This is a genomic window from Streptomyces eurythermus (assembly GCF_014649115.1).
Classification (GTDB): domain Bacteria; phylum Actinomycetota; class Actinomycetes; order Streptomycetales; family Streptomycetaceae; genus Streptomyces; species Streptomyces eurythermus.
Genome location: NZ_BMSK01000035.1, coordinates 19,508 through 45,493, shown reverse-complemented (window position 1 = coordinate 45,493; position 25,986 = coordinate 19,508). Strand labels below are relative to the sequence as shown.

Annotated in this window: 26 protein-coding genes and 1 pseudogene; 5 read left to right on the top strand and 22 right to left on the bottom strand. The window is 72.5% G+C overall.

The window, feature by feature from the left end:
- Positions 1-470: 470 nt before the first annotated feature.
- Both IE251_RS41535 and IE251_RS41530 read left to right on the top strand, forming a co-directional pair.
- Positions 471-689 (top strand): annotated as a pseudogene (locus tag IE251_RS41535) (hypothetical protein); the annotation flags it as partial.
- A 19-nt stretch (positions 690-708) separates the two neighbouring features.
- Positions 709-897 carry a hypothetical protein gene (locus tag IE251_RS41530; RefSeq protein WP_229897140.1) on the top strand — a complete coding sequence of 63 codons (189 nt, stop codon included), beginning with the start codon at positions 709-711 and terminating at the stop codon, positions 895-897.
- A 55-nt stretch (positions 898-952) separates the two neighbouring features.
- Here the strand turns inward: IE251_RS41530 and IE251_RS39065 are convergent, their stop codons facing one another.
- From IE251_RS39065 to IE251_RS39050, 4 genes are all read right to left on the bottom strand, one after another.
- The gene (locus IE251_RS39065; RefSeq protein ID WP_189757702.1) at positions 953-1,870 is read right to left on the bottom strand and encodes a TIGR03564 family F420-dependent LLM class oxidoreductase; all 918 of its coding nucleotides are present in this window, start codon (positions 1,868-1,870) and stop codon (positions 953-955) included.
- A gap of 52 nt (positions 1,871-1,922) precedes the next feature.
- Positions 1,923-2,192, bottom strand: coding sequence for a non-oxidative hydroxyarylic acid decarboxylases subunit D (locus tag IE251_RS39060; protein WP_189757701.1), 270 nt, complete (start codon positions 2,190-2,192; stop codon positions 1,923-1,925).
- Between the two features lie 56 nt (positions 2,193-2,248).
- Positions 2,249-3,679, bottom strand: a complete 1,431-nt coding sequence (locus IE251_RS39055; protein WP_189757700.1) for a non-oxidative hydroxyarylic acid decarboxylases subunit C — start codon at positions 3,677-3,679, stop codon at positions 2,249-2,251.
- A gap of 114 nt (positions 3,680-3,793) precedes the next feature.
- A complete protein-coding gene (locus IE251_RS39050; protein WP_189757699.1) occupies positions 3,794-4,384 on the bottom strand; it encodes a non-oxidative hydroxyarylic acid decarboxylases subunit B in 591 nt (196 codons plus the stop codon).
- Between the two features lie 97 nt (positions 4,385-4,481).
- Here IE251_RS39050 and IE251_RS39045 point away from each other — a divergent pair, with 97 nt between their 5' ends.
- Positions 4,482-5,381 carry a helix-turn-helix transcriptional regulator gene (locus IE251_RS39045; protein ID WP_189757698.1) on the top strand — a complete coding sequence of 300 codons (900 nt, stop codon included), beginning with the start codon at positions 4,482-4,484 and terminating at the stop codon, positions 5,379-5,381.
- Between the two features lie 269 nt (positions 5,382-5,650).
- On the opposite strand, the gene IE251_RS39040 is transcribed toward IE251_RS39045, so the two are convergent.
- Positions 5,651-6,037 (bottom strand): DUF1877 family protein, encoded by a 387-nt coding sequence (locus IE251_RS39040; protein WP_229897139.1) that lies wholly within the window; start codon positions 6,035-6,037, stop codon positions 5,651-5,653.
- Between the two features lie 217 nt (positions 6,038-6,254).
- Between IE251_RS39040 and IE251_RS39035 the strand changes: the two genes are divergently transcribed.
- Positions 6,255-6,995, top strand: coding sequence for an SDR family oxidoreductase (locus tag IE251_RS39035; protein WP_189757697.1), 741 nt, complete (start codon positions 6,255-6,257; stop codon positions 6,993-6,995).
- Between the two features lie 24 nt (positions 6,996-7,019).
- On the opposite strand, the gene IE251_RS41525 is transcribed toward IE251_RS39035, so the two are convergent.
- Positions 7,020-7,286, bottom strand: a complete 267-nt coding sequence (locus IE251_RS41525; protein ID WP_229897138.1) for a hypothetical protein — start codon at positions 7,284-7,286, stop codon at positions 7,020-7,022.
- Between the two features lie 13 nt (positions 7,287-7,299).
- On the opposite strand from IE251_RS41525, the gene IE251_RS39025 reads away from it, so the two are divergent.
- Positions 7,300-7,731, top strand: coding sequence for a hypothetical protein (locus IE251_RS39025; RefSeq protein WP_189757696.1), 432 nt, complete (start codon positions 7,300-7,302; stop codon positions 7,729-7,731).
- 239 nt (positions 7,732-7,970) lie between these two features.
- Here the strand turns inward: IE251_RS39025 and IE251_RS39020 are convergent, their stop codons facing one another.
- The 16 genes from IE251_RS39020 to IE251_RS38945 all read right to left on the bottom strand — a co-directional run bounded on the left by IE251_RS39020 (position 7,971) and on the right by IE251_RS38945 (position 25,979).
- Positions 7,971-9,107, bottom strand: a complete 1,137-nt coding sequence (locus tag IE251_RS39020; RefSeq protein ID WP_189757695.1) for an SGNH/GDSL hydrolase family protein — start codon at positions 9,105-9,107, stop codon at positions 7,971-7,973.
- 147 nt (positions 9,108-9,254) lie between these two features.
- Entirely contained in the window at positions 9,255-9,581 is a 327-nt protein-coding gene (locus IE251_RS39015) for a DUF1048 domain-containing protein (RefSeq protein WP_189757694.1), read from the bottom strand.
- Between the two features lies 1 nt (position 9,582).
- The gene (locus tag IE251_RS39010; RefSeq protein WP_189757693.1) at positions 9,583-9,939 is read right to left on the bottom strand and encodes a DUF1048 domain-containing protein; all 357 of its coding nucleotides are present in this window, start codon (positions 9,937-9,939) and stop codon (positions 9,583-9,585) included.
- The gene (locus IE251_RS39005) at positions 9,936-10,265 is read right to left on the bottom strand and encodes a PadR family transcriptional regulator (RefSeq protein ID WP_189757692.1); all 330 of its coding nucleotides are present in this window, start codon (positions 10,263-10,265) and stop codon (positions 9,936-9,938) included. The genes IE251_RS39010 and IE251_RS39005 overlap by 4 nt, the downstream gene beginning before the upstream one ends.
- Positions 10,266-10,370: 105 nt before the next feature.
- A complete protein-coding gene (locus tag IE251_RS39000; protein ID WP_189757691.1) occupies positions 10,371-11,258 on the bottom strand; it encodes a peptidoglycan-binding protein in 888 nt (295 codons plus the stop codon).
- Complete coding sequence (locus tag IE251_RS38995) at positions 11,258-12,796, bottom strand: DUF6519 domain-containing protein (RefSeq protein ID WP_189757690.1); 1,539 nt, start codon at positions 12,794-12,796, stop codon at positions 11,258-11,260. Before IE251_RS38995 ends, IE251_RS39000 begins: the two co-directional genes overlap by 1 nt.
- A 54-nt stretch (positions 12,797-12,850) precedes the next feature.
- Positions 12,851-15,010, bottom strand: a complete 2,160-nt coding sequence (locus IE251_RS38990; protein ID WP_189757689.1) for a hypothetical protein — start codon at positions 15,008-15,010, stop codon at positions 12,851-12,853.
- Positions 15,010-18,771, bottom strand: coding sequence for a putative baseplate assembly protein (locus IE251_RS38985; RefSeq protein ID WP_189757688.1), 3,762 nt, complete (start codon positions 18,769-18,771; stop codon positions 15,010-15,012). Before IE251_RS38985 ends, IE251_RS38990 begins: the two co-directional genes overlap by 1 nt.
- The gene (locus IE251_RS38980) at positions 18,768-21,872 is read right to left on the bottom strand and encodes a putative baseplate assembly protein (protein ID WP_189757687.1); all 3,105 of its coding nucleotides are present in this window, start codon (positions 21,870-21,872) and stop codon (positions 18,768-18,770) included. Before IE251_RS38980 ends, IE251_RS38985 begins: the two co-directional genes overlap by 4 nt.
- Entirely contained in the window at positions 21,869-22,261 is a 393-nt protein-coding gene (locus IE251_RS38975) for a GPW/gp25 family protein (RefSeq protein WP_189757686.1), read from the bottom strand. The genes IE251_RS38980 and IE251_RS38975 overlap by 4 nt, the downstream gene beginning before the upstream one ends.
- Positions 22,258-22,593, bottom strand: coding sequence for a hypothetical protein (locus IE251_RS38970; RefSeq protein ID WP_189757685.1), 336 nt, complete (start codon positions 22,591-22,593; stop codon positions 22,258-22,260). The genes IE251_RS38975 and IE251_RS38970 overlap by 4 nt, the downstream gene beginning before the upstream one ends.
- A gap of 18 nt (positions 22,594-22,611) precedes the next feature.
- Positions 22,612-23,148, bottom strand: a complete 537-nt coding sequence (locus tag IE251_RS38965) for a phage baseplate assembly protein V (protein WP_189757684.1) — start codon at positions 23,146-23,148, stop codon at positions 22,612-22,614.
- Between the two features lie 36 nt (positions 23,149-23,184).
- Complete coding sequence (locus IE251_RS38960; protein ID WP_189757683.1) at positions 23,185-24,324, bottom strand: hypothetical protein; 1,140 nt, start codon at positions 24,322-24,324, stop codon at positions 23,185-23,187.
- Complete coding sequence (locus tag IE251_RS38955) at positions 24,317-24,679, bottom strand: LysM peptidoglycan-binding domain-containing protein (RefSeq protein WP_189757682.1); 363 nt, start codon at positions 24,677-24,679, stop codon at positions 24,317-24,319. Before IE251_RS38955 ends, IE251_RS38960 begins: the two co-directional genes overlap by 8 nt.
- An 8-nt stretch (positions 24,680-24,687) precedes the next feature.
- Positions 24,688-25,374: a hypothetical protein gene (locus tag IE251_RS38950; RefSeq protein ID WP_189757681.1), complete on the bottom strand. Its 687-nt coding sequence runs from the start codon at positions 25,372-25,374 to the stop codon at positions 24,688-24,690.
- Positions 25,371-25,979 carry a hypothetical protein gene (locus IE251_RS38945; RefSeq protein ID WP_189757680.1) on the bottom strand — a complete coding sequence of 203 codons (609 nt, stop codon included), beginning with the start codon at positions 25,977-25,979 and terminating at the stop codon, positions 25,371-25,373. Before IE251_RS38945 ends, IE251_RS38950 begins: the two co-directional genes overlap by 4 nt.
- Between the last annotated feature and the right edge of the window lie 7 nt (positions 25,980-25,986).

Genomic DNA, 25,986 nt, shown 5'->3' with positions numbered 1-25,986 from the left:
CGGGGAAGCGATGCGGCGGATGATGGAGACGGTCACGAAGTACCTCTTGCGTTCGGGGATAGGGGATCGCCCGCATGGAGTGGGCCACGGGCGGTGGCCCGCATGCGTCGGCGCCGCGGCCCGCTGTGGGCTCGTGGCGCCTGGCGACGTCATCCAGATAAGCAGGCCCGGAAGATGCCCGCAATGACCCCCTTTACTAGTGGTGGCCGGATCCGTGAGGAACGCGAAGTATGTGGCGTGCGTCTCAATCCGCAGGTCAGGCGGGGTACGGGAGGGGGTGAATCGGGCAAAAGGTACTACGGTGTCGGGTCGTAGGTGACGTGGGTCATGTGGGGTCCTTCACCGACTCGCACACGACCCGTGCCCGGGTTCGCGCGCTGGGTCACTGTCCGGGGCCGTCGAATGTGACCGCGGTCTCGAACGCGGCACGCCTGGTGGCCCGGCGCGGCGCCCGCAGAAGGCGGCAGCCGATGTCGGCGCCCTGCTGCCGCGCGTCGGCATACTCTTCGCCGGCGTGGAGGAGGCCGCGATGCTGCCCGGCCGCGAGCCCGCGGCCCTCCGCCGCCGGCCGCGGACTCGCGCGTGCGCTGCGCGACGCGGGCCCGCTCACCGTCGTGGTCGCCCTGGGCTCCGACGGCGCGGTCGCGGTGTCCGCCGAGGGCACCAGCCGGACCGCCGCGCACCCCGTGCCGGAGACCGACCCGGTAGGTGCGGGCGACTCCTTCGTCGCGGGCTGTCTCGCCACCCGCCCTGAACGGCCAGGACACCACTGGCTGCCTTGCCCTGGCCGCCCGTGTCGCCGCCTGGTCGGTGGCCACCGACGGCGACTGGGAAGGACTGCCCGCACCCACCGGACTCGCCCTCGACGAGGCGCCGCCGGGGACTGTCACCCAGTGACGCCGGTCAAGGAAGGACGCCGGTCGAGGAAGTGACGGTCGCCGTTTTCCGCGGCTCAGCCGCCCGCCAGTTCGCCCAGCAGCGCGAAGGTCCGGTGCTGGTCGGCCTCCCCGCCCAGTTCGGTCGCCGTGAACACCACCTCCGTCGCTCCGGCCTCGCGATAGCGGCGTACCTCGGCGGCGACGGTCTCCTCGTCGCCGATGGCGGCGATGTCGGCGGCCCGGGTGCCGCCGGACAGCTCGATGACCCGCTGGTAGGACGGGAACCGGTCGTAGAAGGAGAGCGTCTCGGCAGCCGTCTGCCGCACCTTTTCGACATCGGAGGTGACCACGCCGGGCACGAAGGCCACGATCCGCGGGGCCGGCCGGCCCGCCGCCTCGGCCGCCGCGGTGACGGCGGGAACGATGTGCTCGGCCAGCGCGCGCGGCCCGGCCAGCAGCGGGAGGATGCCGTCCGCGAGGGCGCCGGACACACGCAGGGCCTGCGGTCCCATGGCGGCCACCAGGACGGGTACCGGCGGTTCGGCACCCGGCACGGTGGCCGGCAGCGGGGTGGTGGCGGTGAGCAGTTCGCCGTGGAAGTCGGTGCTGCCCGTCTCCAGCAGCGGTCGCAGAGCGGTCAGGAACTCTCGGAGCCGGGCGATGGGACGCTCGTACGGGATGCCGAAGCCGGTCTCGGTGAGGTGCTTGGTGCCGAGCGCGAGCCCGAGGTGGTAGCGGCCCCCGGTGGCGGCCTGGGCGGTCTGCGCCTGGCTCGCGACGATCAGCGGATGCCGGCCGAAGACCGGGATGGCCGAAGTGCCGACCTGGAGGCCGGGCACCTCGCGGCCGACGACCGCGGCCAGCGTCGGGGAATCGTAGGAGAACGTCTGCCCGAACCAGGCGGACGTCAGCCCGGCTTCATGGGCTTCCCGGGCGAGTCGCACGGTGGTGTCGATCGAGTGCAGATGAGAGAGCGCTACTCCGATGGTCATGTACAGGCAACCGGCCCACGCGTGACCGCCATTCCGGCCGCGTGTGTCGATCTCATGACAGTTCGGGTCCGCGGGCAGCGGCCGGGGGGCCGTCGGTGCGCAGGGGCGGGACGGCCGGCACCTCGGCCGCGTTCGCCAGGTCCTCCTCGGTCAGCCGGAACGCCTGCGGGTAGGCGGCGCGCCGTGTGCGCCGGTCCGGCTCGCTGGTCCGCCAGGTGTACAGGCAACGCGCGCACTGTACGACGTCCCAGACACCGGGGACGGGCGAGGAGTACAGGGTGCTTACGCTCTCGTGGGCGCAGCGGGGGCAGCAGTCGGTCATGGGGATGCCTTCCTTGGTACGAGCCTTGGTACAGCCGGATGGATGCCTCGGACGGGTCAGCCGCGGGCTTCGGACAGCAGGCGCTGGAGCCTCGCCGCCCAGTCCTTGGCCTCGGGGAGATCCTTGGTGGGCGTGGAGAAGTTGCCGCGTGTGTCGGGGTGCACGGGTGTGGTGGCGTCGATGATCATCTTGCTGGTCAGGCCCGCCGGCTGGGCGGCGGGTGCCAGTTCCACCACGGAGAGGTTGGGCAGCACCACGACGTCGTCGGCCGGGTTGACCTTCGACGACATCGCCCACATGACCTGCGGCAGGTCGAAGGGGTCCACGTCCTCGTCGACGACGATGACCGTGGTGATGTAGCCGAGGCCGTGCGGGGTCGTCATGGCGCGCATGGCCACGGCCTTGGCGAATCCGCCGTACCGCTTCCGGGTGGAGATGACGGCCAGCAACCCGTGCGTGTACATGGCGTTGACGGCCTGGACCTCGGGGAACTCGGCGCGCAACTGCTTCAGCAGCGGCACACAGGTGTTGGGGCCCACGAGGTAGTCGCACTCGGTCCACGGCATGCCCAGGTAGAGGGACTCGAAGACCGGGTTCGTGCGGTAGGAGACGCGGTCGATGCGGACGACCGGCATGCGGCGGCCGCCCGAGTAGTGCCCGGTGAACTCGCCGAACGGGCCCTCGATCTGCCGCTTGCGGCTCTCGATGACGCCTTCGATGACGACCTCGGACCCCCAGGGCACGTCGAAGCCGGTGAGAGGGGCGGTGGCGATCGGGGCGGGCGCGCCGCGCAGGGCGCCGGCCATCTCGTACTCGCTCTGGTCGTATCCCATGGGCATCCCGGCCACGATGGCCATCACCGGGTCGTTGCCGAGAGTGATGGCGATGGGAAGGTCCTCGCCCTTCTCCTCCGCCGCGCGCAGATGGAGCGCGATGTCGTGCACGGGGACGGGCTGTATCGCGAGCCGGTTCTTGCCGATGACCTGGAGGCGGTAGGTCCCGACGTTCTGCTTGCCGAAGTGACCGGGGTCATCGGGGTCGCGGGAGACGACGGCCGCCTTGTCGAGGTAGAAGCCGCCGTCACCGTCGTTGAGACGGAACAGGGGAAGGACCGAGAACAGGTCGACGTCGTCACCTTCCTGTGTGTTCTCCCGCCACGGGGCGTCCTCGCGCCGCTCGGGAGCGACGGGGAAGGCGTCCCAGCGCCGGGCGAACTCCTCCACCTGCTCCTTGACCGGGGTGTGCTTGGGCAGTCCGAGAGCGAGGGCGTGGTTGGCCCAGGAGCCGTGGACGTTCAGGGCTATACGGGCGTCGGTGAAGCCCTTGACGTTGTCGAACCACAGGGCGGGTGCGCCTTCGCCGATGCGGCCGGCGGCGTTGGCCGCCGCTGCCAGGTCGGGTTCGGGAAGGACTTCCTCGGTGATGCGCAGCAGCTGACCTTCCTTCTCCAGCGTGCTGAGGAAACCGCGCAGGTCGTCGTATGCCATGGGTACTCCGTGTGAGCCAAAAGAGGAGGGGGTGGGTTGGGTGGGGTGAAGGGGCGCCGGGGCACGCGGGTGCCGGCGGACATCAGGAAACGGGCCGCAATCAGGCCTGCGACCTCAGGAAGCGGGCCGCAGCAGGCGGGCGGCGCGCATGCCCTCCCACCTCTTGGCGGCGGGGGCGGGCAGGTCGAACTGGTCGAGGATCCGGGTCACGACGTGGTCGACGATGTCGTCCACCGACCGCGGGTGGTTGTAGAAGGCCGGCATGGGCGGCACCAGCTGCGCCCCCATCCGGCAGAGCGCGAGCATGTTCTCCAGATGGATCTCGCTCAGCGGTGTCTCGCGCGGGACGAGGACGAGCTTGCGGCGCTCCTTGAGGACCACGTCGGCGGCGCGAGCGACCAGGGTGTCGGCGTATCCGGCGCGGATGGCGGCCAGGGTCTTCATCGAGCAGGGCACGATCACCATGCCGTCGGTACGGAACGACCCGGAGGAGATGGCGGCGCCCTGGTCCTGCGGCTGGTGCACGACGTCGGCCAGGTCACCGACCTCGTTCACGGACAGGCCCGTCTCCAGCTCGATCGTCGTGCGCGCCCACCGGCTGAGGACCAGATGGCTCTCGACCTCCGGCAGCTGGGCCAGCACCTGGAGGAAGCGGACACCGAACACCGCTCCGGTGGCTCCGGTCATCCCCACGACCAGTCTCATACCGGCCTTCCTTCCCGCGCGCACCGCGCTGATCTGCCCTTACGCCTTCACGCTAGGAGCCCGGTCGCGGGGTGCGGCGGTACACTCGGGACTCGTCATGGGGAAAAACGGACAGGTTGCGCGGCGGTCGGTCATCCGGGACCTCGCCCTGCGGCGCACGGCCGGTTCCCCGCCGGGACTGGAGCTGGTCGAGCTGGCGGGACTGTCCGAGCGCGCCCGCCGGCACGGCAACGATCCGTACGCGTCGCTGCGCCCGGCCTTCCACCAGATCGTCACCGTACGGCCGGGCAGCCGTCTGACGGTGTGGGTGGATTTCACCCGCTACGAACTGTCCGGCGGTGCCTGGCTGTGGATCCGCCCCGGGCAGGTACAGCGCTGGGGCACGGATCTCCCACGGGCCCAGGGCCTGGTGATCGCCTTCCCTCCGGGCTTCCCCGACACCGGGACGGCCGCGGCCTCGGTCGCCGGCCTGGCGACGGCCCAGGCCCCCCTCCAGCCGGACGCCCCGCACGCGGAAGGCCTGCGCCGGGCACTTGAGCACCTGCGATACGAGTACCAGGCCATGGCCGAGCTGCCCCTGGAATCCCATGTGCAGGTGCTGCGGCATCTGCTGGCGGTACTGCTGGTGCGCCTGGCCAGGGCGTACGGGTCCGAGCCCGGCGGACCGTCCGCGAACGAGACGTTCCGCCGGTTTCACGCGGCCGTGGAGCGTGACTTCATGGTCACCCGCCGGGTGGAGGACTACGCGGCGGCACTGGGCTACAGCCGCCGCACCCTCACCCGGGCCACGCAAACCGCCACCGGTATGCCGGCCAAGCGCTACATCGACGAACGCGTGGTAATGGAGGCCAAACGGGAACTCGCCCACGGCCCGCTGACCATCACGGCCCTCGCCACCCGCCTCGGCTTCACCGACGCCAGTGACTTCACCACGTTCTTCCGGCAGCGCACGGGCATCACACCAACGGCTTTCCGGGCAACGGCTCGCGGCACATGACCATATGACCGCAGGACCGTGCGAGTATCGGCGTTCATGTGGTGGACGCGGACCTCAGGCGCATCGCGCGCCTCCAACGAGTAACGCAGCGGCGGCAGGTTGACGCCGACACACGCGGGGCCGCACCGGTAGCCTTCCCGCATTGGTGCATGGACACCCTCCGGATGCCGCGGCCGACCGTCCCGAACCGCCCGGCCACCGGACCGTACCCGGGTGGCCGATCCGCGAGCTGACGCGATTCCCCGGCTGCTGACCTGTGCCGGGCGGTGTCAGTCCCACCAAAGCACGACGAGGAGCTGCCGTCGGGATGCGTCACGGTAGAACTCGCGCATGGCGCTGAAGTGGCCCAGCAGGTACTTCTTCGGCCCGCCGACGATCCCGTCCGCGCCGTTGCCGATCAGAGAGGCCGCCGCCGTTTCATCTGCCGGCAGGGCGCCCAGGAGGGCCGGAAAGTCGATCTGCCCGAGCAGTTCCGCGACGCGGGCCACCTGAGCCGCCGAGAGGGCCGTGGGGTCAGGCCCGAAGGGGCCGATGGCATGCGGATGGGTGTTGAGGAAGGCAAGGTCGACGGCGGTGTCACCGTGGAGAGCCTGCTGGAGGGCATTCCGATGGACGTCATCGAGACCTCCCAGCTCACAGACCCGTTGCGGGCACATGCCGTTCTCCGTAGGGCCCGGCCTGTGGTTTTCCGCAGGGCGCGCCCTGCGGGGTTGTCCCTCCGCTCCCCCGCCGGCCCGTAGCATCTGGGGTGTCCGCTCGGCTGTCACAGATCCGGCCGCCGCCTTGTCCTGTCGATGTGCGCGTTGCCGCACCCGGTCGGGCGAGGTGTCGCCGGTGTCCGTCGGGAAGCCGGTTCAAAGAACGGAGACAGTGATGAGGATCGTGGTCGTCGGCGGTACGGGGCTCATCGGATCGCAGGTGGTCGCGCTGTTGCGCGACCGTGGTCACGAGGCCGTGGCGGCCTCCCCTTCCACGGGTGTGGACACCCTCACCGGTGAGGGTCTGGCCCAGGCTCTCACCGGCGCGGACGTGGTCGTGGACGTGCCGAACTCCCCCTCCTTCGATCCGGAGCCGGCGCTGGACTTCTTCACCCGCTCGGAGCGGAATCTGACCGGGGCCGAGAAGGAGGCGGGTGTCCGCCACCACGTCGTGCTCTCGATCGTCGGCGTCGACCAGGTGCCCGACTACGGTTACTACCGGGCCAAGGTCGCCCAGGAGGAGACCGTGCGGAACAGCGGCGTGCCCTACAGCATCGTGCGCGCCACCCAGTTCTTCGAGTTCGTCGCCCCGGTGATGGACATGACCACCGAGGGCACGGAGGTGCGCCTGCCGTCCCTGCGGCTGCGCCCGATGGCCTCCGCCGATGTCGCCGCCGCCCTTGCCGACGCGGCGCTGGGCGAGCCGTCGTACGGCGTCCGCGACATCGCGGGTCCCGAGGTCGAGCGGCTCGACCGGCTCGGTGAGATCACCCTGGCGGCGAAGCCCGACGGCCGTTCCGTCGTCACCGACGAGACCGCGGGCCCGTTCGCGGGCATGCCCGACGGCGTGCTCATCGGTGACGACACGGCCCACCTCGCGTCCACCCGCTACGAGGACTGGCTGAAGCGGAGCTGACCGGTCCCCCGCTCCTCGGAGCGGCTACGGGCCTCCCGTGGGTCCGCGAGCCGCCCTCTCGTAGGCCCTCGGCGTGTCGGGCGCCGGCACCCAGTACGACCCGTCGATGCCGTCCGGTCCCACGGTGACGCTCACCAGAGCGCCCGTGACCGACGCGTCAGCCGCTTCGCCGGGGCAGGCGCTGGTGGGCTGCTGTCGCTCGTCCATGGCGCCGATGCCTCCGCAGGGGCGGCCGTCGTCCCCCGGCGGGCGTACGCCCGGCGCGAGGACGGCCGCCCGCCGTTGATCCACGGCGGTGGACACCGTGTTCCGCGAAGTGCGCCCGGCACCGTGCCTGACCGAGTACGGGGACCGGCTGCGCCGGGCCGCGTGCGACCCCGGGGGTATCTCCGGGAGCACCCTCCATCCTGTGGACCACGCCCGGCTGTCCGGCGAGACAGGCACCGCCTGCCGTCTGGCCGTGGAGCGCCCGGCCCGGGAGTGGGAGCAGCCCTGGCCGTGGATGCGGCTCGGTCTCGCCCTGCTCAGACCGTCCACGACGGCAGCCGCCGAGGACGGCGTCCGGACGGCCGCCGGACGGGCGATCACCTACCGCCCGGAGGTCGTCAGGGCGCTCTACGCGCGGGTCACCGAGGCTACCGGCAAAGCGCCGGACCCCGTCCGGCTGGCTGCCTGGACCGGGGCTCCGGAGCACGCCGGTGACATTCCGCCGCTACCGCTCACGGGCACGATGTGAGCCACCCGGGCACCGTCCGGGCGGAGGGACGCGCATGGTGGGCGGGTCCGCACGGCCGAGAGACCGCGGTGGCGCGGCAGCGCGCCGGCTGTGGCATCCCGTCGGCCCGGCATCCCGGTCGACGCCCGCCGCGGCGGACGATGCCGAGCCCGTCCGGTCCGGACCGTCGCCCGACATACCGGTCGACGCCCGCCGCGGCGGACGGTGCCGACCGCGCCCGGCCCGGACCGTCCGCCCGGTCACCAGTCCAGCGGCACGGTGGCGAGGTACTGGTCGAGCAGTCCGGAGATGATCCGGTGGTCCTGAAGCGAGGGGTGCCAGTCGCAGCCGAGGTGGTCCAGGCCGGGATCGTCGTAGTACCAGTAGCCCACCCGGTCGTCGCCCCGCGCGTTGCGGTCCCTGACGATGCCCTGGGCGGTGTCGGCGAAGGCGGTGCCGGACACCGCGGTGGCGCTGACCACCAGGAAGGTCCTGCTGCCGTAGCGGGCCCGCAGCTTGTCGAGGAAGCCGTGGTAGGCACTGGCGTAGGCGGCGATCAACTCGCCCTGGGTGGCCCACGGTTCGCCCGGGCGCAGCGGGGTCGAGAAGTCGTTGATGCCGAGGCCGATGACGACGACCTGCGGCCGCCAGCCGCGCGGCTTGTGCCAGACGTCGCCGGCGACGTTCAGCAGGGCCCGGTCGTAGTAGGTGCGGTAATCGGTGCCGGGGTCGCCGCCGTTGTAGTTGCGGACCATGCCACGGCCGGAGAAGGCGTTCTGCTGGTGGTCGGCGCCGAGCTTCCGCGCGGTGAGGGCGCCGAAGGCGAGACCCGCGTTGCTGTTCCGGTCGACTCCCCCGTTGGCCGAGCAGTCACGCGTGCCGGAGACGTTGCCGTACCCGGCGGTGTAGGAGTCGCCGATGAACTCGATCTGCCTGCTGCGCGGCGCGGGGGCGGGGAGGATCCTTCCTCCCCGAGCGGCGACGAACCCGCCGAAGCGGCCGACGGCCCACGGGCACTCCGTCCGCTTGACGAGCCGCACGGTGTGCTCGGTGTCGGCGAGGTCCGTGACCCAGGACGTGGTGCGCCCGGGAGTCACCAGTGTGCTCACGGTCGTTCCGTCGATCTGGACGTCGTAGTCGTTGGCGGAGTCGTCGAGCGCGATCCCGACGCCCCTGCCGCGGAACCGGCCTTCGAAGACGATGCCGGGCCAGCTGTAGCGCACCCAGCCGTCGGCCGCCTCCTTGACCCGGCCCACCGTCCGGAACCCGGCGAAGGTGGGGGACGGCACGGAGCGGTGGGCGCCGGATGCCCGGGAGGGGGTGGCGGCCGCGGTGGTGAGGCCCGCGGCGGCGGCCGTGAGCAGTGCCCGCCGGGAGAGAGGGGGAGCGGTGCGCATGAGCGGTCCTTCCGGTGTCGGGAGATCTGCGCGTGCGATGAGTACGGGAGCGCTCCCATGATGGCGGTGCCGGTGCGACATGGGGAGTGGTCGGTTGGGACGGGTGTTTCGGATGAAGACCACGGCGACCAGCAGTGCGCGCGGGTGTTACTTCTCGGCCGTGTCGGGCTCCCCGCCAAGGGACTTCTGGTATGCGTCCGCGTAGGTGGGAGAGTCCTTGACCAAGTCGTCGCAGAACGCGGCGACATCGGTGCCGGTGAGTTCCAGGACTCCCTTGCCCGCGGCGACGCCCTCCTCGAAGAAGTCGAGGATGCCAGGGAGCAGGGGGCCGTCGGGCAGGTCGATCGGGCCGACCTTGAACAGGTACCTCTGCATCTCCTTGTAGACGATCTGGTAATCCTGCGGGAGGGCCTTGACCCGCGCCATGTGCGCCCGCCACTGTTTCTTGCCCTCGATGATGTCCTGGATGCTCACGTCAGCCTCCCAGCCGGCTCAATTTCCTGGCGACGTTCCTGTTCAACTGCTCGCGCCAGCGGTCGCGGCAGGTCCGGGCGCCGGCTCCGCCGGCCAACGCCGTGCAAAAGCCCCGGATGTCGTCGCCGAGCACCTCGTGGACGCTCTGTCCGTCCGCCGCCGCTTCTTCGAGCAGTGCCAGGGCGGCGTCGACGATCGGTGTCAGGTTGCGGCCGGTGAAGTCCCCGTAGGGGAAGAGGTGGCACTTGATCTGTGCCCACGCCGCCCGGTGGTCGTCCGGCAGGGTCGCGGCACGGACTTCGAATGCCTTCCAGTCCCTGGTGAGATCACTTCCTGTGACGGTCTCCCAGAAGTTCATCTTCCGCCGCTCTCCCTGAGCTTGTCGATGCGAGACGAGACGTACTGCCATTTCGCCCAGAACCTCGCGAGTTCCTCGCGTCCGGCGTCGTTGAGCGCGTAGAACTTCCGCGGCGGACCCACCGCGGAAGGCCGTTTCGCCACCTGGACGAGGCCGTTCCTCTCCAGTCGCAGCAGGACGGTGTACACCGTGCCCTCGACGACATCGGTGAAACCGAGCTCGTTCAGCTTGCGGGTGATGGCGTACCCGTAGGTTTCCTCGCTGTCGATGATTTCGAGCACGCACCCTTCGAGCGTGCCCTTCAGCATCTCCGTCAGGTCCTCCATCGCGGGTGCTCCTCAGTCCTGCCGCTCGGTACTTAGTGTTACCGAGTACCGCTACACAGTACCACTTAGTAGTGGGGCGGCAGGACTTCCGGGGACACCAGGTGGTCAGTCGTCCGACGGGACCTTCAGTCTGTCCCAGCTGGTCCGGCCGGGGACGCCGTCCGCGTCCTTGCCGCGGTAGCCGAGTTTCCGCTGCCAGGCCGCGTAGGACTCGCGGTCGGCCTCGGTCCACTCGGGGCCCGGGCCCTTCTCGTAGCGACCGCAGCCCTCGGCGACGAGGCGGCGGCCCATGGCCGTGATCAGGTGGGACTTCTGCCCTGTGTGGAAGAAACCGGCGCCGGGGAAGGGCGCGTACCTGGGCTTGGGTCCGGGCTTGGGGCCGCCCGGCTCCTTGCCGCCCTTGCCCGCGAGCCGGTCGGCTATGCGGCGCCGCATGCCGTCCATGGTGAAGCCCCGCGGGTCCTGCTTGCCGGGCTGCCACTCCTTGTGGCCGATGACGGAGCGCTCCGACCACCCGTGGTGCCGGCAGATCGCGGCGGACACCTTCTCGATGGCCTCCTTCTGCGCCTCGGGCCAGGGGTCCTTGCCGTCGCCCAGGTTGACGCACTCGAAGCCGTAGAAGTGCCGGTTGCCGTCGACGTCGGCCTGGTTGTCCGGCGGGAGCGCGGCCTCGTCGACCACCGCACGCAGTACGTCGCCGTCCCCGAGACCGGCGTGGTTGGCGCGGCCGTTGCCCACGAGGTGGACGTGCCCCTCCTTGTCGATGACCCCGTGGCAGAGGGGCCCGGGCAGGCCCGCGTAGCCGTCGTAGCAGATGTTCACGGAGTTCTCGGTGCCCGAGGTGACGGTGTGGTGGATCATCACGCCGTTCACCGGGCCCCAGGGCCCCTTGGTGTTGCGGTTGTGGTGGCGCCAGTCGCGTACCTCGTGCACCGTCAGGCCCTCCGCGCGCAGGACTTCCAGCAGCTTGGCCGCGCTCATCGGCTGTGCCATCACTCGTCTCCTTCCGCGGCGGCCCCCGCCGCCGCCGTGGTCTGGGAGGTGTCGGCCTCCGCGGTCCGTTCCTCGTGTGCGGCGCGGGCCTCGGCGTCCAGGGCCGCCCGGTCGGCCGGGGGGATGTCCGTGGCGAGCGCGCCGAAGGCCTGACGCAGGTCGGCGGTGCTGCCCTCGCCGGTGACCAGTGCCAGCGGGGCGAGGTGCCGGTCGATGCCCGCCGGGGCCTTCAGCAGCGGGCGGCGGGCGGCGTCCGTGTCCCACTCGACGCTTCCGGTGGCGGTGCGGGCGGGGATCAGCCAGTGGTCGCCGGTGCGGTAGGTGCCGTTCTCGGCGAAGTAGACCTCGACGCCGTCCTCCAGCGGCAGCCACCGGCCCTCGGCGAGCGGCACGGCGCCGCCCTTCAGGGAGTTGGCGCGGCCCTTGCGCCGGGGTGCCTCGCGGTGGTCCCAGCGGCGCAGGAAGGGGTGCAGGTGCGGCAGGCGTCCCACACGCGGGTCCGGCTCGGCGGAGAGGCGGACACGGCGGCCGGGCAGGTCCAGTTCCTCGACCCGCAGCAGGGGCAGCGCCTCCAGCCGGGAGGCGTACGCGGTGTCGGTGAGCTCGACGTGGTCGCCGACCTCCAGACCGAGCTTGGAGTCGAGGCCCAGGGTGGCCAACCGGACCCATGTGCCGTCGAGTTCGTCCACGGGGAAGACGGCCGAGCCGTTCTCCCGGGACCACTTGAAGGTGGCGTCGGCCGCCTCGCCGCCCGCGTGGATCTCCACCCGGTACAGCTGGTTCTCCGGGCCCCGGTAGCGGGCGTCGGGGCGGACCAGGCAGGGGTCGTCGTCGGCGTGCTCGGGCCGTTCGCTGCGGGCGGCGAGCCGGGCGGAGGGCGCCGCCTGGGCCTTGGCCCACTTCTCGAAGGCCTCGCGGACGGCTCCCGGGGAAGGTTGGGCGTCCTCGATGTCCAGCGCGGCCAGGGGCAGCGGCAGCACCTGCCAGACGACCTTGGTGCGGACGGCGGTGTCCGGCAGCGCGGCGCCGAGGGCGACCTCGCGCAGCGCCGGGTCCTCGGCCGCCGAGACCGCCCGCTCCCACACCTGGAGGTAGACGAGGAAGGGCGACCGGGCAGGCGAGGGCAGCCGGTCGCCGGGCCGTTCCGGGTCCCGGTAGCCGTCGGGCTGGTCCCAGTAGTCCCAGTGGGTGTCCGTCCCGGCGGGCGGCTGCTCTCCGGTGCCCTCGTCCGGTACGGGGACGCCGGGCGCGGGGCGGTCCGCCTCGCACAGGATGCCGTCCACGTAGTAGCGGCCGACGTGGATGTACAGGGTGTCGATGTCGTGCTTGCCGCCCACGTACTCGATGCGGAAGCCGCAGGCGCCGGCGGGTCCGCCGTGCCGGCCGATGAGGTCGGCGGCGAGGGTGCGGGCCTGGTGGAGCTGGATGGCGGTCAGTTCGTTGAGGTCGGCGTCCAGCTGTACCCGGCCCTGCTGGGCGAGGACCGCGGAGTAGTGCCGCTCGGGGCGGAAGGTGGCGCGGGACAGGTCGGCGTGCATGAAGGGGGTCCCCCTGGTTCGGAAGTCTGCGGGTGGGTCGTACGGCGGCACCGCTCACGTCACGAAGAAGATCCCGGCGTCCGCGATCGCGGGTGTGTACTCGGCGAGCCGCGCCCTGAGCGCGTCCTCCCGCTGGGGGCGGTACAGGTCGTGGAACGCGCCGGGTTCGCCGCCGTCGTCGGCGCCGCGCCGGATCTGTTCGGGGTTCTGGTCGGCCAACTGGCCGTACCAGGGCGTGCCGTAGCGGGTGGATACGAACAACGGCCGTACGGCGTGCGCCTGTTCGGCGCCGGCGATGTCGGGCTGGCAGCGGTGGCGACGCGGGGTGCGCGAGCCGGGCGGGACGTAGCAGTGGCGCAGACAGCCGATGCCGCGCCGGGCCACGTGCAGCCGGCCGGTGAACACGGAGTTCTCGGCGAACTCGACGGCGTGTGTGTGCACTTCCCCGATGACGGTGGTGCGGCGCAGGTGCAGCACGGCGTGCGCGTGGCGGCAGTCGGGGGCGGACAGGGCCGCGCGGTCGTCGCCGGTGGCGTCCAGGACGCTGTCGCGCAGCTGGATGTCGAGGGGGTCCTGGCTCACCTCGTCGCCGATGACCTCGATGGTGCCGAGGATGCTGTGCTCGATCCGGAGGCAGGCGGTGGTGCGTTCGAGGACGACGCTGGGTTCGTCGGGCGAGTGCGGCGCGCACCCGGGCTCCAGCGACCAGCCGGGCACGAGCGTGGAGTGCCGGATGACGACGGCGCCGACGGGGCCGGTGACGTTGATGCCGCGCCCGGCGACGAGGAGACCGTCCAGGACGATGCGCGGCCGCTCGTGCGGGGCGCAATCGGATTCCACGGCGCGGATGTTGAGGGCGTCGGGGCGGTTGCTGTACCAGTCGAGGAGCCGGATCACCGGCCGGGTGCCCTCGGCGGCGCGCAACTCGAGGCGGTCGCCGGGGTCGAGGTCGAAGTCCAGCTGCTCCTGGTAGGCGCCGCTGTGGGTGATCTCGATGATGCCGGTCCGGCCGGGGCCGCGGTGGTCCTGCCAGGCCCGGTAGGCGTCCATGATCCGCCGGTACGGCCCGCCGGGGCCGACCCGGTAGAGGTCGGCGTCGGGCCGGGCCGTACGGTCGGGGCGCTCGTACTGGCCGCCGCCCAGGTCGGCGGCGAAGGCCTGGTGGTAGTCGACCCAGACGCCCTGGCGGGGCGCGCGGCGGGCGCCGAACGCGATCCGGCCGAGCTCCGGGTCGACGGCGATCTGGCCGCGCCCGGGCCGGTAGCGCCAGTCGGACAGGTCGGCGACGACGATGTCCGCCGGCGGTACCGGCCGGTCCTCGCCGTCACGCCGGATGCACAGGCTCTTTCCGGGGCCGTAGTAGTCGGCGAGCCGGTCGTGCAGCAGCCGGCGGGTGATGAACGCGGGCACGTTGTCCACGGCGGCGATGTGCGCGGGCGAGGGTTCGGGCACCGGGCGGGTGAGCAGCGGGGTGTCGTTGCCGAGGATGGAGAAGGTGTAGAGGTTGCGGGCGCGGTCGACGCAGTAGGCCGGTGACGCGGTCAGCGCGTACGGCTTGAGCCGCCACACGAAGAGACCGACCCCGGCCGGTGTCCAGCCCCCTTGTTTTCTCGTGGAGTCGGCGCGGCGTACGTCGATGGTGCGGGACGTCGTGTCGAAGGGGCCGCCCGCGGTGGCGAGTGCCGAGCCGTCCCTGAGGTCGAGCAGCCGGCCGCGTTCGGTGCGCCGGCCGGTGCCGTGGAGTCTGACCGGCTGGGTGTGGGCCACGTGCCGGGACAGTTCCACGGCGCGGGCGGGCCAGTCGGCGACCCGGTCGGAGAGTTCCTCGAGCAGGTGCAGGGTGCCCTTGCGGCGCCGTTGGGCGACCGTGGCGGCCACGTCCCGGCGGGGGGCGACGGCCTCGGCGAGCGCCGCCCGGCCACCGTCGTGCAGCCCGGTGGTGAGGACGTGCTCGTAGCCGGGCAGGGTGCGGTAGCCGACGAGGTCGCCCAGGTAGGGCAGTACCCAGGGCGCGGCGGTCTCCACGAACAGGTCCTCGTAGCCCTGGCGCACGCCGTCGCGGACCCGGTCCAGTTGCTCGGCGATGACGGCGAGCAGGGCACGCAGCGGTTCGCCCTCCTCCGCGTCGCGCAACCGGTGCCGGCGGGGCAGCAGTTCGGCGAGTTCGTCGGGGTGCCGGTCGGCCGGCGTGCGCGGTGCGGCGTCGGGGGACATCACTTGACCTCCGTCAGGATCAGGGTGTCCGCGGCCCGCGCCGACAGCATGGCGAGCTGGGCCGGGCGGATGCCGCGGAAGACGACCACCGTCCGGCCCTTGGCCAGGCGCCGGGTGTCGGTGATGTCCGGGTTGAGGCGCAGCAGCCGGCCGAGCGGGATGCCGTGGCGGGCGCAGACCGACGACAGGGTCTCGCCGTCGGCGTCGCGGACCGTGTAGGTCTGCTCGTCGTAGGCCGCCGGGTGGGCGGGGACCGTGGGCCGCGGGGTGCCGGGGCCGGTGAGCAGGGCGGTGAGCCGGTCCGGGGTGGCGGAGGCGGGCACGCCCGTGAAGACGTCGACGTCGATGTGGTCGACGCCGGGCACGGTGTGGGCGGTGGCGAGCACCTCGGAGAGGCGGGCGGGCCGGCCGAGCTCCCGTCCCTCGTAGCCGAGGCGGCGCAGCAGCGCCTGGCGCAGCCGGGGTTCGACGGTGTCCCAGGCGTGGTCCGGGGCGAGCTTCACCTTGGCGGCGATCAGCAGCAGGACGAGTTCGCGCGCGTCGACCCGGACCGGCAGGTCCGGGTCGCCGTACTCGGTCAGGGCGCGGCGCAGCGGCCGGAGGTTGTCGTCGGCGAGGGGCACGTCGTCGGTGCCGGCGACCGTCACGTGGAGCACGCGCCGCCGTCCGTCGAACAGTTCGCGGGCGGCGGCCCGGCCGATACCGGCCCGGGAGCGGGCGAAGTCCTCGTAGTCGGCCGGGGAGACCAGCCGGTCCAGGGCGGAGACGGCGAGCGGGATCGTACGTCGGGTCAGGCCCGGCCCGTCCGCGTCCGAACCGCCGGTCGCCGGGAGCGGGTTGGTGACCGCGGTGACGCCGAGCGGGCGGGTGAGCGGCTGGGTGATCCGTTCGGCGGGGACGTCGGCGGCCTTGCCGGTGCCGAAGCGGTAGCGGGCGCGCACGTTCTCGTGTCCGCCGGGCAGCCGGGCGCCGTGGACGCCGTCGCCGAAGGTGACGGTGGTGCGGCCGTCGGCGGCGGTGCCGGTGATGTAGACGCGTTCGGTGGGGCCGCGTCCGGCGAGGCTGTCGACCTCGTGCCAGAGCAGGCCGTCCACGCGGATCTCCAGGACCGGGGTGGCGCCGAGCGGGTTGTCGGCGGCGAGCCAGGTCAGCGGGGACTGCCAGAGGGCGAAGGTCTGGTTGACGCGGTCGGAGTCGCCGCTGCCGATGGCTTCCTCGCGGCTCTCGCCGTGGGTGGCCTCGACGACATTGCCGAGGACGCGCACGCTCGCCCGGTGGTAGCGGTGGACCAGGTTCGTGGTCAGGGTGAGGCGGGTGTGGACGTGGTCCCCGGGTCGGTGGGGGTCGATGGCGGGGTCGGCGGCGGCGATGGTGACGACCTCGCTCGCGGTGACCCCGCTCGCGCCGGGTACGTCGGTGCGTTCGCCGCTCACGACGAGGGTGCGGCCGGGCCGTAACCCGTCGTAGAGCTCGGCGAGTTCGATCTCGTCGCCGTGTACGTCCTCGTCGAGCGGTTCGTCGGCCGGGCGCAGCGGCTCGCCCGCCGCGTGCACGGTGGTGTCGCGGATGTGGGAGAGCAGGACGTCGAACTCGTCCAGCCAGGGGTCGGCCAGGATGAGTTCGGTGCCGCGGCCGGTGATGCCGTAGTCGGAGTACGCCGCCGTCCGGACGGCGGCCACCTGGGTGGTGACGAAGGCGAGTGCGGCGTCGCCGGGGACGCCCGTGCCCTTGGCCGGGCGCTCGATCGCCACCCAGCTGCCGACGGTGATGGTGTCGTGGACGCTGTCCAGTCGCAGGATGCGGCGGTTGAGGGGGTCGGGCTCGCCGGCGATGACGATCTCGACGTTCGGTGCGGTGCTGCCGACCGTGTAGGTGACGCTCACCTGGTACGCGCCGTGGGTGAACTGCCTGCTGGCGCCCGGTTCCAGGGTGAACTGCTCGGTGGTGCCGTCGGTCAGGGCGATGTGTACGGTGCCGTCGTCCTCGGGCCGGGAGACGAACAGGCTGCCCTCGGGCAGGCCGGCGTGGAGGCGGGCGGTGACACCGGGTTCGCCGTCGGCGGCCGGGCGGATCGGCTGCCGGTCGCGGGCGGCCCGTGTGGACAGCTCGACCCGGCCGGGTCCCAGCGCGAAGGTGACCGGCTGGGTGACGGGCAGGTTCTCGGCGCGCTGGTCGGAGCTGCTGCCCTCGACGTACTGGAACTCGGCGCGTACCGGTGTCTTGCCCGTGGGGTCGTACACCACGCGCATGCTCGCCAGCGCGCCGCCGGTCAGCGGCCAGTCGGCGGTGCGGATGACGCGGCCGCGGGCGTCCTGGACGGGTTTGAGGGGGGCGTTCGCGCCGAAGGGGGCGGCGGTGACGCGCATGGCGAGGAGGGCGCGCAGCAGTGGGCCGGCGCCCGGGGCGGTGGCGGTGCGCCAGGCCGGGTAGAGGCCGGCCAGGTCCGGGTCGAGGGCGGTCAGCAGGTGGGCGGTGTCGGTGCCGGGGCGGTGGAGGCTGGTTTCCGGCCGGGGCGCGGGGGCCGTGGTGCGCAGGGCGGGGAGGACCCTGTTCAGCGCGTGGAGGGCGGCTTCGCGGGGGTCGGGCCGGATCCCGTGCCGTGCGGTGGCGAGGACGCTCGCCCCTTCCCCCGGGGTGTCGTCGCCCTGGGTGGCGGGCCGGGCGGGTGCCAGCGCCAGCGCCCGCCCGGCCAGTTCCGCGAGGACCGCCTCCAGCTGTGCGAACCACGCCGCGACGTCCTCGTACGGCTCCGCCAGGACCTCGGCCTCGCGCAGGCGGGCCACCGGCTCACCGAGGCGGGTGGCGAGCCTCTCCGGGGTGCCGATGGTGTCGAGGTCGGTGCGCAGGGGGGCGAGGACCTGGTCGTCGAAGTCCTCGATCAGCCGGCTGACCGGGCGCGGGTTGGGGACCTCGGGGGTCGGCGGCTCGTCACCGGGTTCGCCGGGGGTGGCCGGCTCGGCGGTCCAGCGGCGCACCTCGGCCACCAGCTCCCCCAGCGTGGGCGGGGCGGACTGGGGCAGGGTGAGCGCGGTGATCTCTTCCCCGGGGTCGGTGCGGACGCCGGCGATCGTGATCAACTTCCTTACTCCGCCCGCCTGTTCACCGAAGACGAAGAGGAGCTTGTCGCCGGTCCGCAGGGAGGCGGCCGTGCCCTCCACGAACAGTTCGGAGCGGCGGGCGAGGTCGTCGGGGGTGAGGAGGGAGGGCCGGCGGCGCCGTACCGTCAGTTCGTTCCAGTCCCAGCGGGCGGTGAGGTCCCGGGAGGTCTCGAAGGTCAGCGAGCGCTCGTCGGCGGAGGCGGGCACGCTGTGGCTGCGGGCCCCGCGCGGGATGGACACCGGCAGGGTCTCGGCGCGCGGGTCGCGTTCGAGGGTGTACGCCAGATGGGTGGTGGCGGCCACTCCGGGGCGCGGCCGGTGCCCGACGAGCCGGCCCAGCAGGACCAGGGAGCGGTGTTCGCGGGCGGTGCGGAGGTATGCCTCGTCGGCGATCCGCTCGGAGTGGAAGGTGAGCAGGTCGCCGAGGACGGCGGCGGCGTCGAGGAGTCCCACGGCCGGGTCGTCGGGGGTGCGTACGGTGAGCCGGCCGAGGGCCGGGTACGCGGGTGAGGCGAGCCGGTCGAGGAGGGCGGCGAGGAAGGTGCCGTACTCGCCGACGCGGTAGTCGAGGGCGGTGCGGCCGGGCGGATTGTGGAGGGGGGCGGGCGCGTGGCGCTCGTCGTGGCCGCCGCACGCGCCGCCGCAGGAGCAGGGGCGGTTCATCGGGCTCCTCCCAGGGTGATCTCCAGCCGGCCCTGTTCGGGCCGGTCGGGGTCGTTGTCGCAGGTGGCGATCTCCAGCGGGCCGAGCCGCAGCACGCCGTCCTCCCGCTCAGCCCGGTCCGGTTCGAACAGCCGTCGCAGCCGGGTTACTTCGACGCTTTCCACGCCGGGGACGGCCGCGGCGACCGCTACCAGGCGGCTGAGCCGTACGGGCTCGCCGAAGGTCAGGGCGTCGGGGTGGAAGAAGCCGAGCCGGCCGCCGGGCAGCCGGCCGCGGCCGAGGACGCGGTACAGGTCGGCGAGGATCCGCCCGTGCTGGTGACCGGGCAGGGCGCACACCCGCAGCGCGATGTCGACCGGCACCAGCCGGGCGGGGCCGACCACCAGGTCGTGACCGATGCGCCGGTATGTCTCCAGGGCCTGGGTCACCGTGTCGAGCAGGCGCGGCGACGGGGTGCCGCCGTACGCGTCGACGGCGATGTGGGCCTCCTGCGCGCTGCCGGTCCAGCGGAGGTCGGCGGCGGCCCGCTGGACGCCGGGCACGGTGGAGGCGAGCGCCGCGTAGTCGGCGGCGGTGACGGCGCGCAGCCGGGTGCGGCGCAGCTCCAGGGGTGCCGACTGGCGTACTTGTTCCAGGGGTTCGGGTTCGGTGCCGCCGGTGGCCGGCAGCGGGTTGCGGACGGTGGCGGCGGGTACCGGCCCGCCGGGCTCGCCCGCCGCCACGACGAGATGGTTGATGGCCTCGGCGCCCACGTTGCCCGCGCTGCCGCCGCCGAGGCGGTAGCGCACGGTCAGGCGGGTTCCGGGGTCCGGCCGGGCGCCGTGCCGTCCGTCGCCGAAGCGCAGGGCGAGCCGTCCGTCGTCCTCCGGTTCGCCGACGAAGTGCCGGTCGCGGGGCGCGCTGTCGAGCAGGTCACGGCGCGGCTCCCACACCGCCTCGCCGTCGGTGAGGCGTACGGCGGGCAGGGCCCGGCGCGGGTCCTGGGCGAGCGCGGCTCCGGCCGGGCCGTGCAGCACGGGCTCGTCGGGGTGGAGTCCGGTGGCGTACGACGGGCCCCAGCTGTGCGCGATCTCCCAGGCGATGTGGGCGTCGAGGACGGTGCCGGCGCGGGCCCGCGCGGTGAGAACGGCGATGCGCCGCCGCTTGGCGTCGAGCAGTTCGTCACCGCGGTGCAGCAGTTCGCGCAGGGCGCGGACGGGGTGGCGGCGCAGTTCCAGCCGTTCCAGCAGCTTCAGGCCGAAGAGCACGGCGAGTTCGCTGATCTCGTCCTCGGCGAGTCCGTCGGCGTCCCGGGCACTGCGCCACAGCTCGGTCAGCCGGTGCCGGGCCCGGTCCGGAACGGCGGCGATCCGCTCGGCCTGCGCGGCGGCGACGGCCGCCGGGTCGGGGAAGGGTACGGCCTGGGTGACGGGGGCGCGGCCGAGGACGGGGCGGGGGCGCGGCCGGATGCCTGGGTAGACGCTCTGGCCGAGCAGCGTCCGCAGGGCCGCGGCCTGCGCGTACGCCGTACCGGGCACCACGTGCTCGTGGCGTTGTCCGGCCCCTTCCAGACCGATGCCGGCGCGCCGGACGGCCCCCTCCCCCACGACGTCGAACAGTTCGCGGACGTCGTCGGGGCGCAGCGCCCGGCCGCTTTCGGCGCGGTCCGTCAGCGAGGCGATGAGCCGTGCCGGCGCGTTGCCCCGGGTATGCTCCGCGCAGCCGGGGCCGGGCGGGCCGCAGGGCGCCACGACGGCCGGGTCCGGCGGTACGGTGACCGTCTCGACGGTGCCGGAGCGGCCGTGGTCCACGAGGACGGCGTTGCCGCGGGCGAGGGTGACGTCCTCGACGGGCAGGCAGTCGCGTCCGCCCCGGGTGGTCAGGCACAACGGGATGCGCAGGGCGTCCTCGGCGGCCCAGGTGACCTCCAGCACCGGCTGGTCCTCGACCCGGTCCAGGCCGGGGGTGACGGAGGTGAGGCGGACGGCCTGCCGGTGGGCGGGGGCGGCGTCGCCCGGGGTGCCGGTGCGCGGGCCCTTGACCTCCTCCAGGATCAGCACGTCGCCCGGTTTCAGGGCGAGCCTGCGCTCCCGGCGGGCCGCGGGGTCCGCCCACTCGTCGCGCAGGGTGGCGGCGGTGGCTCCCACGGGCAGCGCGGACACCTCGCCGTCCCAGGTCCACAACCGGATCGCGTTGTGCGCGACCCGCAGTTCCAGCGGTTCGGTGGCGAGGAGGGGTTCGAAGACCTCCACGGAGCCGCGCTCGTCCAGGTCGCCGAGGTCGTTGTCGTCGATGACCGTGCCGGGTCCGGGGCGGTCGTGCGGGTCGAGGGTGCGTACGTCGACCGCCGCGAAGCGGTAGGTGCCGGGCGCCAGGGTGCGGTCGGCGGCGGTCTGGACGGTCACGTAGGTGCGGGCGTTGCAGCCGTCGTGCATCGCGTAGTCGATGAGCCGGACGTGCCGGCGTACGGAGACGCGGCGGCGGGCGGTGTCGAGGTAGGCCTCGGTGGCGACGGCGTCCTGCTGGTAGCTGATCTGATCGCCGGTGTAGGCGAGCAGTTCCACCAGGGTGGTGCCCAGGTCGGCGGGGTTGCGCTCGACCCAGTCGGGGGTGGTCAGCGTGAGCCGGTCGAGCAGGAGCCTGCGCAGGGAGTCGTAGTCGCGGGCCGTGTAGTCGGTCACGGGCGCGGCCGGGAGGGCGGCGTCGTCCTCGTCCGCGTCCGCGCGGTCGAAGGGGCTCGGGCAGTCGGGCCAGAAGCCGAACTCCGCGCCGGCGTACCGCTGGTCGAAGCCGTGGTACGGCTCGGTGCCCGGCCTGCCGTAGGGGTCGGCCTCCACCAGCGACAGCCGGTAGCGGGAGGTGTCGCCGGCCCGGTCGAGGGTGACGTAGAGCCGGTCGTCCAGCTCGGGATCCTCCTCGCGTTCGACGCTGACGTCCACGGCGGTGAGGCCGGTGACGCGCCGGCCGCCGTCGATGCGGACGTTCTTTGGGCCGAGGCCGCCGGGCGCCTTGCCGAGGAAGGTGACGGTGAGCAGCAGCCCGTCGTCGCTGACCTCCACGGCGTCGATCCCGTTGAGGTGGGCGGCGCGCACCCTGGCCCGCCGGGTGGCCCCCGCGCTCATGCCGCCCTCCCCTCGAAGAGGTCCTCCTGGACGGTGCCCGTGGCGCGGAGCAGGTAGGACAGCTGGACGCGTACGGTGTCGTCGCCGGCGGTGATGTCAAGGGAGACCACCTCGATCAGGTCGCCCAGCCAGCGCTGGAGGGCGGCCTGGACGGAGAGTTCGAGGGTGCTGACCACTTCGGGGCCGGCCGGTGCGAAGACCAGGTCGAGCAGTCCGCAGCCGAAGTCGGGGCGCATGACGCGCTCGCCGGGGCTGGTGAACAGCAGCTGTTCGACGAGGTCGTGGACGTGCTCGGCGGGGCGGGCGTGCGCGGTGCGGCCACGGCGGTCGGCGTGGAACGGGAAGGCGATGTCGCTGCGCGGGCGGGTGTGCGGGCTCGGCGGTCTCATCGGACGGTGACCTTTCGCTGCGCGGCCTGGACGACGGGTGGTCCCTGCGGGACGAGGGCCGCGCTGAGGCACTGGGCGGCACCGGTGTCGAGCAGCACGGGCGCGCCGTCGACCGTGACGCCGGTGCCGGCGGCGGTCCAGCGGACGGACACGCACGGCGAGGGCACGCCGTCCACGGTGTGCGGGCAGCCGGTGACGACGTAGGCGTGGGCGGTCGTGGCCACGGTGACGCCGTCGACGCGGACGCCGCCGGAGGGTGTGGTGGCGGGTGCGGCACGGCCGCCGTGCGGGCAGCCGATCACGGTGCCCGCGTGGAGCAGACTCCCGGACAACTCTCTTCCCCCGTTTGTCTATCGCTGGGACTGGGCGGTCAACTGCCCCTGGTTGATGGTGACTTCGCGGCCGCGCAAGGTGATCTCGGCGCCCGCGCCGGTGGCGATGACCACGGCTTCCTTGGTGATGCGGATGTAGGCGCCGCCCTGGGCCTGAAGGAGGATTCCCTGTTCGGCCCCGGCCGTGTCGTTGAGGACGATCTTGTGGTCGCCCGGGGTCTGTACGACGACGGGTTTGCTCGCCGCGTTCGCCCGCAGTTCACGCCGGGCGTCGGGCGGCAGTTCGCTCGCGTCGCCGTACCAGCATCCGGTCCACACCGGGAAGCTGGGGTCCCCCTGTTCGAACTCCACCCAGACTCCGGCGCCGGGCGGCGGCACCACGAACTGTCCGGACCCGGGCCCGGTGAACGGCAGGCAGGGCAGCGCCCAGGTGGACGGCTCGTCGCCGAGGACGTCCGGGACCTCGGCCGTGATCCTGCCGAGCCGCAACGGGTCGTCGTTGCTGACCACCCGGCCGCGGAACTTGCCGAGGTAGCGATTGCTGGGTGCCGCCATGGTCGGGGTGCTCTCCTCGTCGGTGGGTCGGGTGGGTCACGGCCGGACGGTGTCGCCGCGCGCTTCCAGGCCCTCCCGGGAGAGGGTGAAGTTCTGCTGGAAGGAGCCCGGGCGGAGATTGTGGGTGACGGACTTGACGAAGTAGTCGCCGTCGTACGCCCGTCCGGCACCGCGGACGCCGACGAGCCGGCGTGGCTGGAGGAGGTAGCCGTGCCGGCTGACGTCGAGCGAGCCGGAGCCGGAGATGACGTCGGCGGAGACGGCGGCGCGGGCGAGGAGTTCGGCCTCGGCCTGCTCGCGCTGCTGTTTGGCGGTGCCGGAGAGGGTCTTGCGTTTGAGCGCGGGGGTGGGCCGGCGGCCGAGCGGCGGGCGCAGGGGGCTGACCGGCGGCTGGGGCAGCAGGGTGGACTGGCGGGTGCCGGGGTCCTGCCAGCGCGCCTGGGGCTCCTCGCGGGCGGTGCCGTCGTAGGCGAAGGTCAGCTGGTCCACGGTGGACAGGGCGTCCATGTTGACGTTGAGGGCGTGCTGGCGCAGTCCGATCCGTGCCTCGGGGCCCCAGCGGGCCGAGGAATAGCCGGGGTTCGGGCCGGGCTCCAGGTAGAAGGTGTAGCCGTTGGCGCGGGCCAGTTCGGTGACGTACTGCAGGTCGGTGCCGGTCTGGTAGTGGACGCGGAGGTCCTGGTGCGGGGGCTGGGCGATCTTCTCCTGGTAGACGTCGGGGCGGATGCCGTAGTCGGAGTACCGGCGCAGGATCGCCAGTACCCGCTGGGACGGCGGCAGGTTGGGGTAGCGCGCGGTGCGCTCCTCCAGGTCCATCAGGAGCGTCAGGTCCTCACCGGTGACGGTCAGGGTGGAGTGGCCGGGGAGGTTGCTGGCGCCGACCTCCTGGCGGACGATCAGCCCGTCGAAGAGCACTTCCGGGGTGCCGCGGACGCTGACGGTGAGGATGACGCGGGTCTTGGGGTCGAAGAAGCCCTCGGGCAGCAGCCGTCTGCCGAGGAGCCCGTTCTTCGTGAGGTCGAAGGCGAACTGGAACCCGCTTCGCTCCCCCGCCGTGGTGGTGATCTGCGCGGACAGCAGCGCCTCGGCGACCTCCAGGGGGACCGGGCGGGCGAGCTTGGGTCCCATGAGGAGCTGGATGTGGACGGGGCCGTGCCCCACGGGCTGTTCAGACACGCCGCTCCCCCCGTGGGAACCCGCCGGCGAGCGGAATGCCGATGACCCGTCCCGGCTCGTCCGTCAGCTCCCTCGGGTCCAGGACGGGGTTGGCGTCGGCGATCCGCCACCACTGGCCGGGGTCGCCGAGGAACCGCTGCCCGAGGAGGTCGGGCCGCTCGCCGGCGCCGACGGTGTGCGGTTCGGTCTCCTCGTCCAGCGGCGGCAGCAACCGCCGCTTGGTGTACCGGACTTCGGTGCCGTCGGCGCGCCGGTGAACGCCGATCTCGGCGTCGTGGTACCGGCTGGTGCGCGGGTAGGGGTGGGCGCCCGGGATCGAGTCCAGCGCGCTCTCGTACGGCTCGGTCTCCGCCATTGTGTCCCTCATCCCCTTCCGGTCACGAGGCCGGCGCCGCCGAGGCCCGGTGCGCCGAGGCCACCGCCGCGCGCGGCGGCCGCGAGCCGCTCCTTCTGCGCCAGGTGGGCCATGTACAGATCCGCGCCCCTGTGTCCGGCGGGCAGATCGCTGACGGTCAGGATCTTCATCCCGATGCTCAGCGAGGCCCGGATCGGGTTGAGGTGCACGTCGAACGCCGACTCGTTGACGGACAGTTCGGTGAGCCGCACCGGCATCACGCGCTTGCTCCCCCAGGTGAACAGTGTCAACGGCATCTCGATCGGGCTGATCTCGATACTGCCCTTCTGCGTCAGCCTGGTCGCGGCGCGTAATTGCGCGGTGGTCGGCTGCACCAGCATCTCCAGCACGGCGAGCTGGGGATGGATCCCGTCCGGCGCGGCGATCTCCAGCTGATCGGTGGCGTCGATCTCGGCGGTGAACTTCCACGTCTCCTGTGCGGGCCCCTTCAGCCGCAACGCCTCGTTCCGGTCCCCACTGCCGGTCCCCCCACCACCGGCGTCCCCGCTGTCCCCGGCGGACTGGGGCGCGATGCTGCGTTCCAGGGTGTCGGGGTTGAACTGGAGAACGATGACGCGTTGCGGCGTGCCGTGGTCGGGGTCGACCACGACGAGGCCGGAGCGGATGGGTTTGGGGATGTCGGGGTAGCGGGTCATTCGTCACCCACCTCCGCCTCGTCGAACGCTACGGACATACGCTTGGCCAGACTTCTCACACTGCCGTCCGGATCCTGCTGGGAGATGGCGTCCAAGAGCTCTTGGAAGGGCGGCCATTCGGTGTACCCGATGGCCGTGATCGCGGATTTCCGGACATCCGGTGAGGCATCATTCACCGATTCGATGAACGCTCGGGAGTATCGATTGTCCGGGTTCAATGGTGCGCCGATACCGGCGCGGACAAGCGCCCGGCACTTCTCCTTGGGATTATCACTTCCCTCAACCGCACGAATAAGGTCCGCATCGGTACAGAATGACAGCCCGCTAGCAGTGATCCATGTTTCATAAGAATCCAGCCCACCAGTCATCCGACTGGTGACCAGAAGATACGAGGTGTGCAGCTTACGATCCCTGACGCACGTAAGAAAGATACCCGGAGACATCTCCCAGCTCACTCGCCCGGGCTCCGACCCAAATCGCTTGGCCGGAATATCGACTACCTTTTCCCAGCCCTGGGAACCGGCGAGTCGGACCACCATTTCATCGCCATCAGGATCCCGCAGCAGATACCGTCGGGATCGATGCGTGACTGGATGACGCGCCACCACTTGA